The 15,160-nt window shown below is 43.1% G+C and carries 13 protein-coding genes and 1 tRNA gene; 10 read left to right on the forward strand and 4 right to left on the reverse strand.

All coding sequences use genetic code 11. The features are described from left to right. The first annotated feature begins 6 nt into the window (after positions 1-6). The 4 genes from glf to HMPREF2832_RS06260 all read left to right on the forward strand — a co-directional run bounded on the left by glf (position 7) and on the right by HMPREF2832_RS06260 (position 6,067). Positions 7-1,107: a UDP-galactopyranose mutase gene (glf, locus tag HMPREF2832_RS06245; RefSeq protein ID WP_045760006.1), complete on the forward strand. Its 1,101-nt coding sequence runs from the start codon at positions 7-9 to the stop codon at positions 1,105-1,107. Further along, complete coding sequence (locus HMPREF2832_RS06250) at positions 1,104-2,096, forward strand: stealth family protein (protein ID WP_049474184.1); 993 nt, start codon at positions 1,104-1,106, stop codon at positions 2,094-2,096. Before glf ends, HMPREF2832_RS06250 begins: the two co-directional genes overlap by 4 nt. A gap of 10 nt (positions 2,097-2,106) precedes the next feature. Further along, positions 2,107-3,159, forward strand: a complete 1,053-nt coding sequence (locus HMPREF2832_RS06255) for a glycosyltransferase (protein ID WP_049474185.1) — start codon at positions 2,107-2,109, stop codon at positions 3,157-3,159. 145 nt (positions 3,160-3,304) lie between these two features. Next, on the forward strand, positions 3,305-6,067 hold the full coding sequence (locus HMPREF2832_RS06260) for a GBS Bsp-like repeat-containing protein (protein ID WP_070506038.1): 2,763 nt from the start codon (positions 3,305-3,307) through the stop codon (positions 6,065-6,067). Between the two features lie 26 nt (positions 6,068-6,093). Here the strand turns inward: HMPREF2832_RS06260 and HMPREF2832_RS06265 are convergent, their stop codons facing one another. After that, positions 6,094-6,957, reverse strand: coding sequence for an RluA family pseudouridine synthase (locus HMPREF2832_RS06265; protein WP_049506880.1), 864 nt, complete (start codon positions 6,955-6,957; stop codon positions 6,094-6,096). A 103-nt stretch (positions 6,958-7,060) separates the two neighbouring features. Here HMPREF2832_RS06265 and pbp2a point away from each other — a divergent pair, with 103 nt between their 5' ends. After that, complete coding sequence (gene pbp2a, locus HMPREF2832_RS06270; protein ID WP_023919836.1) at positions 7,061-9,295, forward strand: penicillin-binding protein PBP2A; 2,235 nt, start codon at positions 7,061-7,063, stop codon at positions 9,293-9,295. 41 nt (positions 9,296-9,336) lie between these two features. Here pbp2a and HMPREF2832_RS06275 read toward each other — a convergent pair whose 3' ends face one another. Continuing rightward, positions 9,337-10,251, reverse strand: a complete 915-nt coding sequence (locus tag HMPREF2832_RS06275) for a KPN_02809 family neutral zinc metallopeptidase (RefSeq protein ID WP_003009045.1) — start codon at positions 10,249-10,251, stop codon at positions 9,337-9,339. A 144-nt stretch (positions 10,252-10,395) separates the two neighbouring features. On the opposite strand from HMPREF2832_RS06275, the gene rpmG reads away from it, so the two are divergent. From rpmG to nusG, 3 genes are all read left to right on the forward strand, one after another. Next, the gene (rpmG, locus tag HMPREF2832_RS09870) at positions 10,396-10,548 is read left to right on the forward strand and encodes a 50S ribosomal protein L33 (RefSeq protein ID WP_003009043.1); all 153 of its coding nucleotides are present in this window, start codon (positions 10,396-10,398) and stop codon (positions 10,546-10,548) included. Positions 10,549-10,557: 9 nt separating this feature from the next. Next, positions 10,558-10,734, forward strand: coding sequence for a preprotein translocase subunit SecE (gene secE / locus HMPREF2832_RS06280; RefSeq protein WP_003002261.1), 177 nt, complete (start codon positions 10,558-10,560; stop codon positions 10,732-10,734). A gap of 413 nt (positions 10,735-11,147) precedes the next feature. Then, positions 11,148-11,684: a transcription termination/antitermination protein NusG gene (gene nusG / locus HMPREF2832_RS06285; RefSeq protein WP_003009038.1), complete on the forward strand. Its 537-nt coding sequence runs from the start codon at positions 11,148-11,150 to the stop codon at positions 11,682-11,684. Between the two features lie 251 nt (positions 11,685-11,935). On the opposite strand, the gene HMPREF2832_RS06290 is transcribed toward nusG, so the two are convergent. Then, positions 11,936-12,691, reverse strand: coding sequence for a hypothetical protein (locus HMPREF2832_RS06290; protein ID WP_070506040.1), 756 nt, complete (start codon positions 12,689-12,691; stop codon positions 11,936-11,938). 144 nt (positions 12,692-12,835) lie between these two features. Next, a tRNA-Cys gene (locus HMPREF2832_RS06295) sits at positions 12,836-12,906 on the reverse strand. A 253-nt stretch (positions 12,907-13,159) separates the two neighbouring features. Here HMPREF2832_RS06295 and rpsB point away from each other — a divergent pair. Both rpsB and tsf read left to right on the forward strand, forming a co-directional pair. Continuing rightward, entirely contained in the window at positions 13,160-13,942 is a 783-nt protein-coding gene (gene rpsB, locus HMPREF2832_RS06300) for a 30S ribosomal protein S2 (RefSeq protein ID WP_003016971.1), read from the forward strand. A gap of 83 nt (positions 13,943-14,025) precedes the next feature. Further along, positions 14,026-15,066, forward strand: coding sequence for a translation elongation factor Ts (gene tsf, locus HMPREF2832_RS06305; protein ID WP_014714036.1), 1,041 nt, complete (start codon positions 14,026-14,028; stop codon positions 15,064-15,066). Positions 15,067-15,160 lie beyond the last annotated feature (94 nt).

Consider the following 15,160-nt stretch of genomic DNA (forward strand, 5'->3'; position numbering starts at 1 on the left):
ACAACTATGTACGATTATCTGATTGTTGGTGCTGGTCTATCGGGGGCAATTTTTGCTCATGAGGCAACCAAGCGTGGCAAAAAAGTAAAAGTGATTGATAAACGGGACCACATTGGTGGTAATATCTATTGTGAAGAAGTTGAAGGAATCAATGTTCATAAGTACGGTGCCCACATTTTCCATACCTCAAACAAAAAGGTTTGGGATTATGTCAACCAATTTGCTGAATTTAACAACTATATCAATTCACCGGTAGCTAATTACAAGGGCAGACTCTACAATCTTCCCTTCAACATGAATACCTTCTATGCCATGTGGGGGACAAAGACTCCTCAAGAAGTCAAAAACAAGATTGCGGAGCAAACGGCGGATATGAAAGATGTTGAGCCTAAGAACTTGGAAGAACAAGCAATCAAGTTGATTGGTCTGGACATCTATGAAAAGTTGATCAAGGGCTATACGGAGAAGCAATGGGGACGTTCTGCAACAGACCTGCCTCCTTTCATCATTAAGCGCCTCCCAGTGCGTTTGACCTTTGATAATAACTACTTTAACGACCGTTACCAAGGGATTCCAATTGGTGGTTATAATGTCATCATTGAAAACATGCTGGGTGATGTAGAAGTAGAGCTTGGCGTTGATTTCTTTGCTAATCGTGAAGAACTGGAAGCTTCAGCTGAAAAAATTGTCTTCACAGGGATGATCGACCAGTACTTTGACTACAAGCATGGAGAGTTGGAATATCGTAGCCTTCGATTCGAACACGAAGTTTTGGATGAGGAAAATCATCAAGGTAATGCTGTGGTCAACTACACCGAGCGTGAAATTCCATACACTCGGATCATCGAGCACAAGCACTTTGAGTATGGGACTCAACCGAAGACGGTGATTACCCGTGAATACCCAGCTGATTGGAAACGAGGCGATGAGCCCTACTATCCAATCAATGATGAAAAGAATAATGCGATGTTTGCCAAGTACCAAGAAGAAGCATCCAAAAATGACAAGGTCATCTTCTGTGGACGCCTAGCAGACTATAAATACTACGATATGCATGTGGTTATTGAGCGTGCTCTAGAAGTCGTTGAGAAAGAATTTATTAAATGACACAAGAAAAAATTGATATCGTGGTTCTTTGGGTCGACGGAAGTGATACTGAGTTTATCCGCGAGAAACAAGCCGTGACAGGTCAAATGTCAAAAATAGACCAAGAAATCGACGGAGAGCAACGTTATCGTGATTACGGTATTTTTAATTACTGGTTTCGAATGATTGAAAAGCATGCTCCTTGGGTGAATAATGTTTATCTAATTACCAACGGGCAAAAGCCTGACTGGTTAAATTTGGAGCATCCAAAACTTAAATTGGTCACTCATAAGGAATTTATGCCTAATGAATATCTACCTACCTATAATTCAGCGGCTATTGAGCTTAATCTTCATCGGATTGAAGGATTGTCGGAGAACTATTTGTATTTCAATGATGATATGTACTTGATTAGAGATAGTCAACCTTCAGATTTTTATAAAAATGGTCAACCCAAGCTTTTAGCAGTATACGATGCTTTAGTTCCATGGTCACCATTTACGAACACTTATCACAATAACGTTGAATTAATCTATCGGCATTTTCCTAATAAGAAGGCTTTGAAATCTTCGCCTTGGAAATTCTTTAATTTCCGTTATGGTTCCTTGGTTTTGAAAAACTTGTTACTCTTGCCTTGGGGTCCGACAGGATACGTGAACCAACATTTACCTGTTCCAATGAAGAAGAGTACTTTGGCACATTTGTGGGAAATTGAGGGAGCAACATTAGATAAAACGTCACGAAATAAAATTAGAGACTATGGAGTAGACGTCAATCAATACGTTTGTTCTAATTGGCAAATTGAAAGTAATCAGTTTTATCCTATGTCTAAAAATTTCGGAGAAACAATTGGTTTAAATCAAGTGGATAAGCTGGAATCTATCTTTACAGATAGACGTAAAAAACTGCTTTGTGTCAATGATGATGGGGACTTTAGGGAAGAAAACATCATTCATTTCAAGCAAATTTTAAATGAATATTATCCTAAAAAATCAGCGTATGAAAAATGAGAAGTAAGAGATGAAATACTATTTAAAAGAAGAATTTTTACACGACAATAATGCTAAAAATGCGGGAAATAAAGCACGTAATGACGTTGAAGCAATTTTAAATAAATTAGGTTATTCTCCGTTGAAAGTTTTGGTGGATGACTGGTATCAAATGAATGTTCTTAGGGCACAGATTCATAAATATAGAGCTCTCTTTAGAGCTTTCAAAGACCTAAAGAAAAATGATGAGATCATAATTCAATTTCCTTTGTTACATCATTCTTTATTTCTTAACCATTTACTAAAAAAACTTAAAAACAGGGGTACGGATGTCTATTTTTTAGTTCATGATTTGGAAACACTGCGTTTTGTGAATGATAAAACCTTACCATTTAGAATGAAGTTACGGATGAAACTAACTGAAAGTGATACGTTCCGTAGTGTTACAGGAATTATTGCTCACAACCCGGTTATGAAATCTGTTTTAGTGGATAAGGGGGTTGTAGAAGATAAGATTGTCAGCCTTGGTATTTTTGACTATTTGATTCCAGATTTTCAAGAAAAAAGTGGCCAAACAAAAGACCAGCCGATAATTGTGGCAGGTAATTTGGCCAAGGAAAAAGCTGGCTATCTTTACTCACTTCCTGCAGAACCTGTCTATAACCTTTATGGTGTAGGTTTTGACGAGAGTAGAGCACTTGAAAACGAGACCTACTTTGGTTCCTTCCTACCGGATGAACTTCCTGCAGCCCTTGAGGGCGGTTTTGGTCTGGTCTGGGATGGAGATAGCGTTGAGACCTGTAGTGGCTTTTTTGGAGAATACCTCCGTTACAACAACTCCCACAAGGCGTCGCTTTATCTAGCATCGGGCTTCCCGCTTGTCGTGTGGAAACAGTCAGCCTTGTCTCATTTTGTGCTTGAGAAGGGCTGCGGGATTGCAGTAGAGTCTCTCCATGATTTGAAGGAGACAATCGACAATCTTTCAGATGCTGATTACCAAGACTTTGTGGACAATGCCAAACGTGTCGGTCAGGAAATCCGAGAGGGTCACTACCTAAAGACGGCCTTAAATCAATTAGCATAAGATCAAAAGAAGTCAGACGGACTTCTTTTTTTAGTTTTTCAAAAAAATGTCACTAATTTTAAAAATTTGCCCCATAAAACTTTTCATCTCTGAAACCGTGTGGTAAAATGATTAACGTATAAAATTTGTATAAAGGGAAGTTGATATGAAAAAGAAAGATCTTATTTTTTATGCGAGTGCAACGGTACTATTGGCCTTTTCAACGCAACAGGTCAAGGCTGATGAACAAACTTCATCTGACCAAACATTTGAAAAAACTGCCACAATCGTTTTAAAGGCAGAAACCTCGTCAAATACAGAGAATACAGGAATACATGCTGAAAGATCAGTGGCAATAGAGAAAAAGGCTGATACAGAAGCATACCGGAACGAAACTGCTAAAAATAACGCTGAATTTGCGGAATATGTTGCTGAAGAAAAGATCGAAACAGAATCTCCATCTTCCGCTGTGTTTACAAGTCTCTCTTCCAATAGAAAAGAAGAACATACAAGTGCTACAACAAGTGGAACGATTCCCACTACAGAAGCAAAAGCCAGTGGGACACTTTTAATCGAGAATAACAATCCGGTGGCAGGAACGTTTGACGCAGTTGTTCGTGATATTGAAGCCCCAAATGGTTTGAAAGAAGTTCTTGTTCCAACATGGAGCCTTGAAAACGGTCAAGATGATCTGATATGGCATAAAGCTATGAGAGAGCCTGACGGCTCTTATCGTGCGAAAATTAAAGCCTCCGATCACAAAGATTCCACTGGGAATTACCGGGCAGATGCTTATGTAATTGATAAAAAAGGGAGAGCCCAGTATCTATCTCAAAAGATTGTTGCTGTTGATTATGCACGACCAAGTGGTGCCCTTTCAATTGAGAATAACAATACTGTAGCAGGGACATTTGATGCGGTTATTCGAAACATTGTCGCTCCAAATGGTGTGAAAGAGGTATTGGTTCCGTCATGGAGTTTAGAGAATGGTCAAGATGACCTCATCTGGCATAAAGCGACTAAGCAAAGTGATGGTAGCTATCGTGTCACCATTAAGGCAACCGAACATAAAGGGAATAAAGGGAAATACCGAGCAGATGCTTATGTTGTAGACAACTCAAATAATCGTCACTACATTGCTGAAAAAGTAGTAGCTGTTGATTACACACGGCCAAGAGGTGTCCTTTCAATTGAAAACAACGATACTGTAGCAGGGACATTTGATGCAGTTGTTCGTGACATTGTTGCGCCAAATGGCGTTAAAGACATCTTGGTTCCATCATGGAGTCTTGCTGGTGGTCAGGACGACCTCATCTGGCATAAGGCTACTCGTCAAGCCGATGGTTCTTACCGCGTGACGATTAAGGCAACAGATCATAAGAACTCTACAGGGAGATATCGTGCTGATGCTTATCTTGTAGATAATTCTAATACTCCTTTTTACCTAACGGAAAAAGTGGTAGAAGTTACCCAAACTCGTCCGACTGCAAGTCTCATTATTGAAAATAATAATGCTGAATTGGGAACTTTTGATGCAGTTGTTCGTAATATTTCCGCTCCAAATGGGATTAAAGAAGTCTTAGTTCCATCGTGGAGTCTTGTGAATGGCCAAGATGATCTTATTTGGCACAAAGCGACTCGACAACCAGACGGTAGCTATCGTGTTACCATCAAGTCCGATGAGCACAAGAATTCACTTGGTAATTATCGTGCTGATCTCTATATCGTTGATAACAAAAATCAACACCATTATATCACTGAAACGGTGGTGGATGTTAAGCATAACAAACCAATTGGTACGATTTCAATAGTTAACAACAACAAAGATACGGGAACTTTTGACGTCATTATTAAAGATGTCTACAGCCCTAAAGGCGTGCGAACAGTTCAAGTCCCAACTTGGTCTGACAAGGATGGTCAGGACGATCTTCGTTGGTACGAAGCAACTCGCCAAGCGAACGGAGACTACAAGGTTTCTGTGAAGGTTAGTGACCATAAAAATTCTACTGGGAAGTACTTTGTTCACCTATACTACATTCAGAATGATGGCACACGAGTCGGTGTTGGTGGGACAACTACAGACGTCGAATTCCGTAATGCTAAGACAAAAACACAGGCCTACATCAAGAATGTCAATTCTGGTGCTGGAACCTATACGGTAACAGTGGATCAAGCGCCTCAGGGACGTCGGATTAAGAACATCCGTGTCGCAGCCTGGTCTCAAGCGCACCAAGAAAATCTTTTCTGGTATTCAACAGCACCTTCTGGTATGCATACAGAAGTGCAGGTCTCTGCAGCAAATCACCAGTACCAATCAGGTAACTATACCACTCACGTCTATGTGGATTATGTCGATGGTGGCGTTGAAGGCTTTAACCTTGGTCAAACAGCCCTTCATCCCCGTGCGACAGTAGATCAAACTGCTTTTAGTCCTCGTGTAACGAATGGACAACGGGACCGTGTCTTACGGGCAGCAGCTAGTCTAGTGGGCGTTCGTGGCGGCACTGCAGCTCACCAACAATTGATCAATGATTATAACAGTGTTAAACCACTTCCAGTTGGTTATGCAGTGAAGACGACCGATGACTGGTGTGATATCTTTGTCACAACAGTCTTCCAGCGGGAAGGTTTGAGCGGTTTGATTGGCCGTGAATGTGGAGTCGAACGTCACATCCAGATTTTCAAACGCTTGGGTATTTGGAATGAGGATGGTACCACTACACCAAAAGCAGGGGACATCATCACCTTTAACTGGGATCAAAATAGCCAACAAAACAATGGCTTTGCGGATCACATCGGAATTGTCGAAAGCGTCTCAAACGGAATCATTCATACCATTGAAGGAAACTCCAACAACCAAGTCCGTCGTAATACCTATCGGATCGGACATGGCAATATCCGTGGATTTGCAACTCCTCGCTATCAATAAAAAAAAGAAGCCGCAGGCTTCTTTTCTTATTTTTTCAACCCTTCTTCGAAACTCTTGGAAGGGGCCTCGACTTGGATGGTTTCAAGGGTTAATGGATTGGTGAAGGTCAAGCGGTGAGCATGGAGCATGAGTCGCTCTCCGCGTGCAGGGTTATAGAGAGGATCCCCGACAATCGGGTGGCCATGATGGGAGAGATGAACCCGGATCTGATGGGTACGCCCCGTTTTGAGCTGGCATTTGACCAGGCTGTTTCGTCCGATTTTTTTCAGTTGCGTCACCTGAGTTTCTGCATACTGTCCCTTGCGTGGATCGACCAGGCGCTTGCGCCGATCGTGGCGATCGCGTCCGATTTTATCCTTGTAGACGATAGTTTTTTGTGCTAAGCTGCCTTGGATAAAGGCCCAGTACTCGCGTTGGATGTTTTTATCTTCTAAAATGCGGTTGAGAATGGGCAGGATAAAAGGATTTTTGGCAAATAAAATCGCTCCGCTGGTTTCCTTGTCTAAGCGGTGCACGACGTAGCAGGTAGATCCAACATAGCTGGAAACATGGTTGAGAAGAGCAATTTCTGTCGGCTCATTGGCATGGGTTTTCATGCCTTCAAGCTTATTGACGATGATGACATGCTCATCCTGATAGAGTTCTTCGACCAGACTCGGGTCTCCGGCTGGGAGCTCTTTTTCAGGGTAATCGTCTGCGTCAAAGATCAGCTGGATCTGGTCTCCTTTTTGAACGGGGCTCTGCCAGTTGATGGTCTCGCCATTGACCAAGACGTGTTTCTTGGTTCGTAAAAAATGCCGGATCTTACGGGGAATGAGGAAGTAGTCCTCAAGCAACTCTTTCACAGTCATCTGGGGAAAGGATTGTGGAATGGTAAATTGATAGTTCATGACCCTATTGTAGCAAAATCTAAGCTTAAAGAAAACTAAATGGGAGAAGGGGATGAGCTATCTTTTCTTGCTAGGACAAGGATAAGGTGTTACAATAACAGGTATGAATAGAATAAAAGAATTATTTGAAAACCTGATCACTTTTTTTAGAAAGGATCATCCGCCCAAAGCGGTGGCAGAAGAAGTGCCAGACACGGAACTACCGGAAGAGACAGTGGAGCCAACCTATAGTCGCTCAGGCAAGCACAGAAGCAAGCCTCTCTCTCAGCATCCCTTCCGTCGTTTTTGGCGCCGCTTCCATTTGACCAAGATTCTCCTAATCATTGGGCTAGGCTTTAGCCTCTTGACAGGGGGCTATCTCTTCTATCTTGCTAAGACGACCAACGTCAAGGATTTGCAGAATGCACTCAAGGCGACCACTATTATCTATGATAAGAATGGGGACCAGGCTGGAAGTTTGACCGGGCAAAAAGGAACCTACGTCGAACTCGATGCTATTAGTGAGAATCTGCAAAATGCCGTGGTCGCAACAGAGGACCGGAGCTTTTACAAGAATAGCGGGATCAACTATGGTCGCTTCTTTTTAGCGATTTTGACCCTGGGTCGCTCAGGTGGTGGGTCGACCATCACCCAGCAGCTAGCCAAGAATGCTTACCTGTCTCAGGACCAGACGGTGGAGCGTAAGGCCAAGGAATTCTTCCTGGCGCTTGAAATCAATAAGAAATACAGTAAAAAAGAAATCCTCACCATGTACCTCAACAATGCCTATTTTGGAAATGGGGTTTGGGGGATTGAGGATGCTTCCAAGAAGTATTTTGGGGTTTCAGCCAGTCAATTAAGCCTGGATCAGTCTGCTGTTCTCGCAGGTATGCTCAAGGGACCTGAGATCTATAACCCGCTCTATTCAGTAGAGAATGCGACCAATCGCCGCAATACGGTCCTCCAAAATATGGTGGCAGCTGGTTATATTGACCAGAAAACAGCTGATCAGTCAGCGGCTGTGGATATCCATGGTCAGCTGGTCGATGCCTATGAAGGCAAGTCAGAGGACTATCGCTACCCATCCTATTTTGATGCGGTCATCAATGAAGCGGTCAATGAATATGGTCTGACCGAAGAAGACATTGTCAAAAATGGCTACCGGATCTACACCGAGCTGGATCAAAATTACCAAGCAAGCATGCAGGTGATCTATGACAATACAGCCCTCTTCCCAGTAGCAGAAGACGGCACGCGCGCGGAATCTGGTAGTGTCGCCCTCGATCCTAAGACCGGAGGGGTTCGGGCTCTCGTAGGGCGTGTCGGAAGCGATCAAAATCCAGGATTCCGTACCTACAACTACGCGACCCAGGCTGCTCGAAGTCCAGGATCAACCATCAAACCTTTGGTTGTCTATAGCCCAGCTGTTGCTGAAGGTTGGTCGACCAATAAGGAGTTGGACAATAGTACCACCCAATATGGAAGCTATGAGGTTAATAACTATGCGGGAATCCAGTCGAGCCCAACGGTACCAATGTACCAGGCCTTAGCAGAATCCCTTAACCTTCCAGCCGTAGCGACCGCTAATGATTTGGGTCTCGATACGGTCTTTGAATACGGGAAAAAATTCGGACTCAACATGGATAAGGTAGACAAGTCGCTTGCTGTTGCCTTGGGAGCTGGTGTGACAACCAATCCGATGCAGATGGCTCAAGCCTATGGAACCTTTGCTAACGGCGGGGTCATGAATGATGCTCACCTCATTACCAAGATCGAAAATGCAAGTGGCCAAGTGGTCAAGAGCCACAGCCAGAAATCAACCCGAGTGCTTAGTGGGTCAACGACAGATAAGATGACCAATATGATGCTAGGTACCTTTAGTAATGGTACAGGGGTGAACGCTGCGCCTTATGGCTATACCATGGCAGGGAAAACCGGTACGACCGAGACCAGCTTTAACAAGGACCTCTCTGGAGACCAATGGGTGATCGGCTACACGCCAGATGTGGTCATCAGTCAATGGCTTGGTTTCCCAACGACCGATGAAAATCACTACCTGACGGACAGTAGTGCTGGGACGGCATCCGAGATCTTCCGCAATGTTGCCAACAGTGTCCTGCCTTATACAGACGGTACTCAGTTTGACTCGGTGAAGAACTCTTATGCTGAAAATGGCATTGCGCCAGTCGGAGAAGAAACGACAGAAACAGATAGCAAAGAAGACAAAGGTTTCTTTGAGGATGTCAAAGAAAAGGCGTCGAATATGGTCGATGATGCGAAAAAAGCAATCGACGAAGCCGATATCCCAGGCAAAGCGAAAAACGCTTGGGATACCTTCAAAGGCTGGCTTGGTTTCTAATCAAAAAAACGATTCAGAAATTCTTCTGAATCGTTTTTTATTTAGAGTTCACTATCTGACAAGCTAAAGGTATCGCCGTGTTGGAGATCCCCGTACTGGTAGCCCCGTTTGAACCAGCGCATGCGTTGTTCTGAAGTCCCGTGGGTAAAGCTATCTGGTACCGAGTAGCCGTAGGCTTGCTCCTGGAGTGTGTCGTCGCCGACGGCATGGGCTGCATTCATGGCTTCTTCGATATCGCCGATATCTAGAAGGTTTCGGTCTTGAATGGAGCGGGCCCAGACACCTGCTAGGTAATCGGCTTGTAGCTCGATGCGGACACTGATAGCATTTCGTTCCTTTTCAGAAAGACCTTGTTGCATTCGATGGTATTTGCCAAGGATTCCCAGCTCATTTTGTACGTGGTGGCCGACTTCGTGGGCGATCACGTAGGCCATGGCGAAGTCCCCGCTAGCCTTGTATTTGGTTGTCAATTCCTTGTAGAAGCTCATATCCAAATAAATCTTTTTGTCGGTCGGACAGTAGAAGGGACCAGCCGATGCTTGCCCAACCCCACAGCCTGTCTGTGTCCGTCCGGTATAGAAGACTAGTTTGGGCTCATGGTAAGTGCGTCCTTCAGCTTGAAAGACCTTGTGCCAATGATCTTCTGTTGTACCAAGGACCTTGCTGACGAACTCAGCATCTGCATCGTCGACATGGGTCTTGTTGGTGCGCGTGACTTGGGTGGATTGGTAAGGTTGAGAAGAAGTCCCATTTCCAAAGAGACCCCCAAGACTAGCGCCACCACCTCCTAGAAGAACCAGAAGAAGGATGAGGACGATCTTACTCTTGAAGCTCCCCGGCGATAGTAAGATCTGTAAAATGCCTCCGCCAAGATTACTATTGCCTGAAGACTGGGAGTAGCTTTGCCCTCGACGATCTTCGATATTTCTACTTTCTTTTAGGTTATCACTTTTCATATTCGTCTCCTTTTGTTTTATTTTACCAAAAATGAGGCAAAAACCAGAGTGATAACGCTTTAGATTTGCTTTTTTCTTGACAGGAGATTTTCTGTTCTTGTCAAAATGTAGAAAACTTGCTATAATGGGGTGAACGGAGGCGTTATGGCATTAAAAAAAGCAAGTCTAGCGTGTACGGTTTGTGGGTCACGCAATTACTCCATTAAGTTGAGTGGGACGCCAAAACCAACACGTCTAGAAGTCAATAAATTCTGCAAGCATTGCAGCAAGTATACCATCCATAAAGAAACACGATAGGAGAGAGTTGTGAAATTCATTAAAGATATTTTCGTCTTACTAAAAGATACAACTTGGCCAAATCGCAAGGAAAGATGGAAAAACTTTATCTCAGTGATTGAGTACACCGCTTTCTTTGTTGCATTGATTTATTTGTTCGACAAAGTCATTGCACGTGGCCTATTGCACATGATCAATTTCTTTTAAGAAAAGAAGCCATGAGGCTGGGCAACAACTGTCCAGCCTTTGATTTTGGATAGGAATAACTGCAAGACGCAGTGGTTGATTGGCATCTTTGTTCGCTTTTTAAGCTTCAAAGATGGCCTATGTGGACGGAAACAATGTTTCCTTTATCTGCAACCTCCAACAGTCTCCCAGATTGTTGGAGCTATGCGGGGGTGGGAAGATTGAAAAGGTTCGGGGAACCTTTTCAACCTTTTTATATCGGAGTTCTTTCCCACTCCCACTTTTTATTGCCTTTTCTTAAAAATAAATCAGCAAACCTCTTTGCATTCCTGCAAAATGTGGTATAATGAAGCTAGGAAAAGGAAAGCCAAGAGGCTTTTTTTAGTATGTTCACAAAAGCTCGAGCAGGCTAAACAGAAAGAAAGGATGCCCAAATGGACAGTTTTGATAAAGGCTGGTTTGTACTACAAACCTATTCAGGATATGAAAATAAGGTAAAAGAGAATCTTTTGCAACGTGCGCAAACTTACAATATGTTAGAAAACATCTTGCGCGTAGAGATTCCAACTCAAACCGTACAAGTTGAGAAAAACGGTAAAACAAAAGAAATCGAAGAAAACCGCTTCCCAGGTTATGTCTTGGTAGAAATGGTCATGACAGATGAAGCTTGGTTTGTCGTTCGGAATACACCGAACGTTACTGGTTTCGTTGGATCACACGGGAACCGTTCAAAACCAACTCCATTGTTGGAAGAAGAGATCCGCAGCATCTTGCTCTCTATGGGTCAAACCGTTCAAGAGTTTGATTTGGATGTCAAGGTGGGCGACACAGTTCGCATCATCGACGGTGCCTTCACAGACTATACTGGTAAGATCACTGAAATTGATAACAACAAGGTGAAAATGATCATTTCTATGTTCGGTAACGATACGGTTGCAGAAGTGAATTTGAACCAAATTGCTGAATTGTAAGAAAAAGAGAGTGGGACAGCTTCAACAGTCTGGGAGACTGTTGAAGGTTGCAGATAAAGGAAACGTAGTTTCCGTCAACATAGGGCATCTTTGAAGCTTAAAAAGCGAACAAAGACTTAGGATACTTGCTTCGCAAGTTCTATCCGCCACCTCAAAGCAGTACTTTGAGCACTCAACCACTGCGTCTTGCTCGACAATCCAAAAACAATTAAGAGGCTAGGACTTTTGTCCCAGCCTCTTTGTATGGATCGTTATTGATTTTTATCCAGACCTGTGATGCCTTTTAAGCGCTTGGTTTCTGCAGCAGACATAACATTAACAATCTGGTCTCCTTGTGTAGAGAAGTTAGATTCGTCCCCGTTACTATCTTTATAGACATAGCTGGTCCAACGTTCAGAACGCATAATGGCATAGGGTTTTCCGAGACGCTCGAGAGCTGTTTTTGGTGTATCGGATTTGGAAATGGCGCCAGTAGACTGGTGGTTGGCATCGCCCTCTTTTAAACGGAAGGTGATATCTGTTAGGACATTATTGTGGAAGAAAGCCATGATATCGCCATTATCTGTTACCCAAACATTAACCCCATCTCCAGGATTCGCACTGTCTGTACTACTTACGGGTTGACCAAAGGCTGCCACCATATCATCGTAACTAGATGTTGGTTTGTCTCCACCGACTTCTTGCCCATTCACTTTCATTATAATTCCAGTGCTCAGATGGAGATTCTTGAGTTTTTCGATCTCAGGAATGGATGCAGCTCCCGGCACATATTGGAGAGAAGAACCATCATCTGGATCCATGCTGTAGCGATCTGAAAAATCATCTGAGCTACTGCTGTCTGAAGAAGTGCTCGACGGTTTACTAGATGATTTTTTGGTTGAAGATTGTTTGATCGGTTTTCTAGAACTAGAAGCTGTTTTTGCTTGTTGCCCAGAATTGGCAGGTGAGCAAGCTGCTAGTGTTACTAGTGAAAGAAGGCCGATCGTAAAGAAACGAATGTTTTTCATAATAACCCTTTCTAATGTGCTTCGCCGATCAGGCGAGATTTTATTATATCAATAATCAAGGAATGGAGCAAATGGCAACAAAAAAAACCCCTATTGCTAGGGGAATTTTTAAAAGATAAAAGATGATAAAAAATTTTATTATCAAGGCGGTAGACGGATTTGAACCGACGATCAAGCTTTTGCAGAGCCGTGCCTTACCACTTGGCTATACCGCCGTAACATATAATATTGTAACCTAAAAAACAAGATAGGTCAAGAAAAACTTTTTCCTTCAAATCATTACAGATGAAGAATGCTGAAAAAATCTCTCAAATAGCTTGCGAATTCTAGGGATTTCTGCTATACTTATAGAGTTGTCTAAGACAGCAAATACTCATCTCGGATCCATTGTGGCACCGTTGCCCTTGTGGTCGTGCTGCAAGTTGACGTCTGAGAGAGGAGAAAAAAACAAAAAAGGAGAAACTACTCATGGCAGTAATTTCAATGAAACAACTTCTTGAGGCTGGTGTACACTTCGGTCACCAAACTCGTCGCTGGAACCCTAAGATGGCTAAGTACATCTTCACAGAACGTAACGGAATCCACGTGATCGACTTGCAACAAACTGTAAAATATGCAGATCAAGCATACGACTTCATGCGTGATGCAGCTGCAAACGATGCAGTGATCTTGTTCGTAGGTACTAAGAAACAAGCTGCTGATGCTGTTGCAGAAGAAGCTGTTCGTTCAGGTCAATACTTCATCAACCACCGTTGGTTGGGTGGAACTCTTACTAACTGGGGAACAATCCAAAAACGTATCGCTCGTTTGAAAGAAATCAAACGCATGGAAGAAGATGGAACTTTTGAAGTTCTTCCTAAGAAAGAAGTTGCATTGTTGAACAAACAACGCGCTCGTCTTGAAAAATTCTTGGGCGGTATCGAAGACATGCCTCGTATCCCAGACGTAATGTACGTTGTGGATCCACATAAAGAACAAATCGCTGTTAAAGAAGCGAAGAAATTGGGTATCCCAGTTGTAGCGATGGTCGACACAAACACTGACCCAGATGATATCGATGTTATCATCCCAGCGAACGATGACGCTATCCGCGCTGTTAAATTGATCACTGCGAAAATGGCTGACGCTGTTATCGAAGGACGTCAAGGTGAAGACAGTGTTGCTACAGTAGAAGCTGAATTGGCAGCTACTGAAGGTCAAGCCGATTCAATCGAAGAAATCGTTGAAGTTGTAGAAGGCGACAACGCTTAATTTCATTCAATAAGTAACGAACCTAAGAGGGCAGGGCTCAGCCCGACCCTCTTCTTTTATTAAAAAAATATAGGAGAACAAAAATGGCAGAAATTACAGCTAAGCTTGTAAAAGAATTGCGTGAAAAATCTGGTGCTGGTGTCATGGACGCTAAAAAAGCATTGGTTGAAGTGGAAGGCGATATCGAAAAAGCGATCGAATTGCTTCGCGAAAAAGGTATGGCTAAAGCAGCTAAGAAAGCTGACCGTGTTGCCGCTGAAGGTTTGACTGGTGTTTATGTAGACGGTAACGTTGCAGCAGTTGTTGAAGTGAATGCTGAAACTGACTTCGTTGCGAAAAACGCTCAATTCGTTGAATTGGTGAACGCAACAGCGAAAGTGATCGCTGAAGGTAAACCAGCTAACAACGAAGAAGCTCTTGCTTTGACAATGCCTTCAGGTGAAACTCTTGAAGCTGCATACGTATCTGCAACAGCTACAATCGGTGAAAAGATTTCATTCCGTCGTTTTGCTTTGCTTGAAAAAACAGATGCACAACACTTCGGTGCTTACCAACACAACGGTGGACGTATCGGTGTTATCTCTGTGATCGAAGGTGGAGACGAAGCACTTGCTAAACAAATCTCAATGCACATCGCTGCAATGAAACCAACTGTTCTTTCATACAAAGAATTGGATGAACAATTCGTGAAAGATGAATTGGCACAATTGAACCACGTCATCGACCAAGATAACGAAAGCCGTGCAATGGTTGGTAAACCAGCTCTTCCACACTTGAAATTCGGTTCAAAAGCACAATTGACTGACGAAGTGGTTGCTCAAGCTGAAGAAGATATCAAAGCTGAATTGGCAGCTGAAGGTAAACCAGAAAAAATCTGGGATAAAATCATCCCAGGTAAAATGGATCGCTTCTTCTTGGACAACACAAAAGTTGACCAAGCCTACACTCTTCTTGCACAAGTCTACATCATGGATGACAGCAAGACAGTTGAAGCTTACCTTGAATCAGTAAATGCTTCAGTTATCGAATTCGTTCGTTTTGAAGTTGGTGAAGGTATTGAAAAAGCTTCAAATGACTTTGAAGCAGAAGTTGCAGCTACAATGGCAGCAGCTCTTAACAACTAAGAATAAAAAATAAGAGGTTTCGAAGGAAACCTCTTTTTTGTAAGATAAATTCATCTAAATAACTTTCCTTAGGTGAGTACGGACGTCAGCGAAC

The sequence above is a fragment of the Streptococcus sp. HMSC073D05 genome (genome assembly GCF_001812015.1).
Classification (GTDB): Bacteria; Bacillota; Bacilli; order Lactobacillales; family Streptococcaceae; genus Streptococcus; species Streptococcus parasanguinis_D.

Excerpts from the sequence above, each read along its gene's own strand:
- glf (WP_045760006.1), top strand. The coding sequence starts at position 7 with ATGTACGATTATCTGATTGTTGGTGCTGGTCTATCGGGGGCAATTTTT.
- HMPREF2832_RS06250 (WP_049474184.1), top strand. The coding sequence starts at position 1,104 with ATGACACAAGAAAAAATTGATATCGTGGTTCTTTGGGTCGACGGAAGT.
- HMPREF2832_RS06255 (WP_049474185.1), top strand. The coding sequence starts at position 2,107 with ATGAAATACTATTTAAAAGAAGAATTTTTACACGACAATAATGCTAAA.
- HMPREF2832_RS06260 (WP_070506038.1), top strand. The coding sequence starts at position 3,305 with ATGAAAAAGAAAGATCTTATTTTTTATGCGAGTGCAACGGTACTATTG.
- HMPREF2832_RS06265 (WP_049506880.1), bottom strand. The coding sequence starts at position 6,957 with ATGAACTATCAATTTACCATTCCACAATCCTTTCCCCAGATGACTGTG.
- pbp2a (WP_023919836.1), top strand. The coding sequence starts at position 7,061 with ATGAATAGAATAAAAGAATTATTTGAAAACCTGATCACTTTTTTTAGA.
- HMPREF2832_RS06275 (WP_003009045.1), bottom strand. The coding sequence starts at position 10,251 with ATGAAAAGTGATAACCTAAAAGAAAGTAGAAATATCGAAGATCGTCGA.
- rpmG (WP_003009043.1), top strand. The coding sequence starts at position 10,396 with ATGGCATTAAAAAAAGCAAGTCTAGCGTGTACGGTTTGTGGGTCACGC.
- nusG (WP_003009038.1), top strand. The coding sequence starts at position 11,148 with ATGGACAGTTTTGATAAAGGCTGGTTTGTACTACAAACCTATTCAGGA.
- HMPREF2832_RS06290 (WP_070506040.1), bottom strand. The coding sequence starts at position 12,691 with ATGAAAAACATTCGTTTCTTTACGATCGGCCTTCTTTCACTAGTAACA.
- rpsB (WP_003016971.1), top strand. The coding sequence starts at position 13,160 with ATGGCAGTAATTTCAATGAAACAACTTCTTGAGGCTGGTGTACACTTC.
- tsf (WP_014714036.1), top strand. The coding sequence starts at position 14,026 with ATGGCAGAAATTACAGCTAAGCTTGTAAAAGAATTGCGTGAAAAATCT.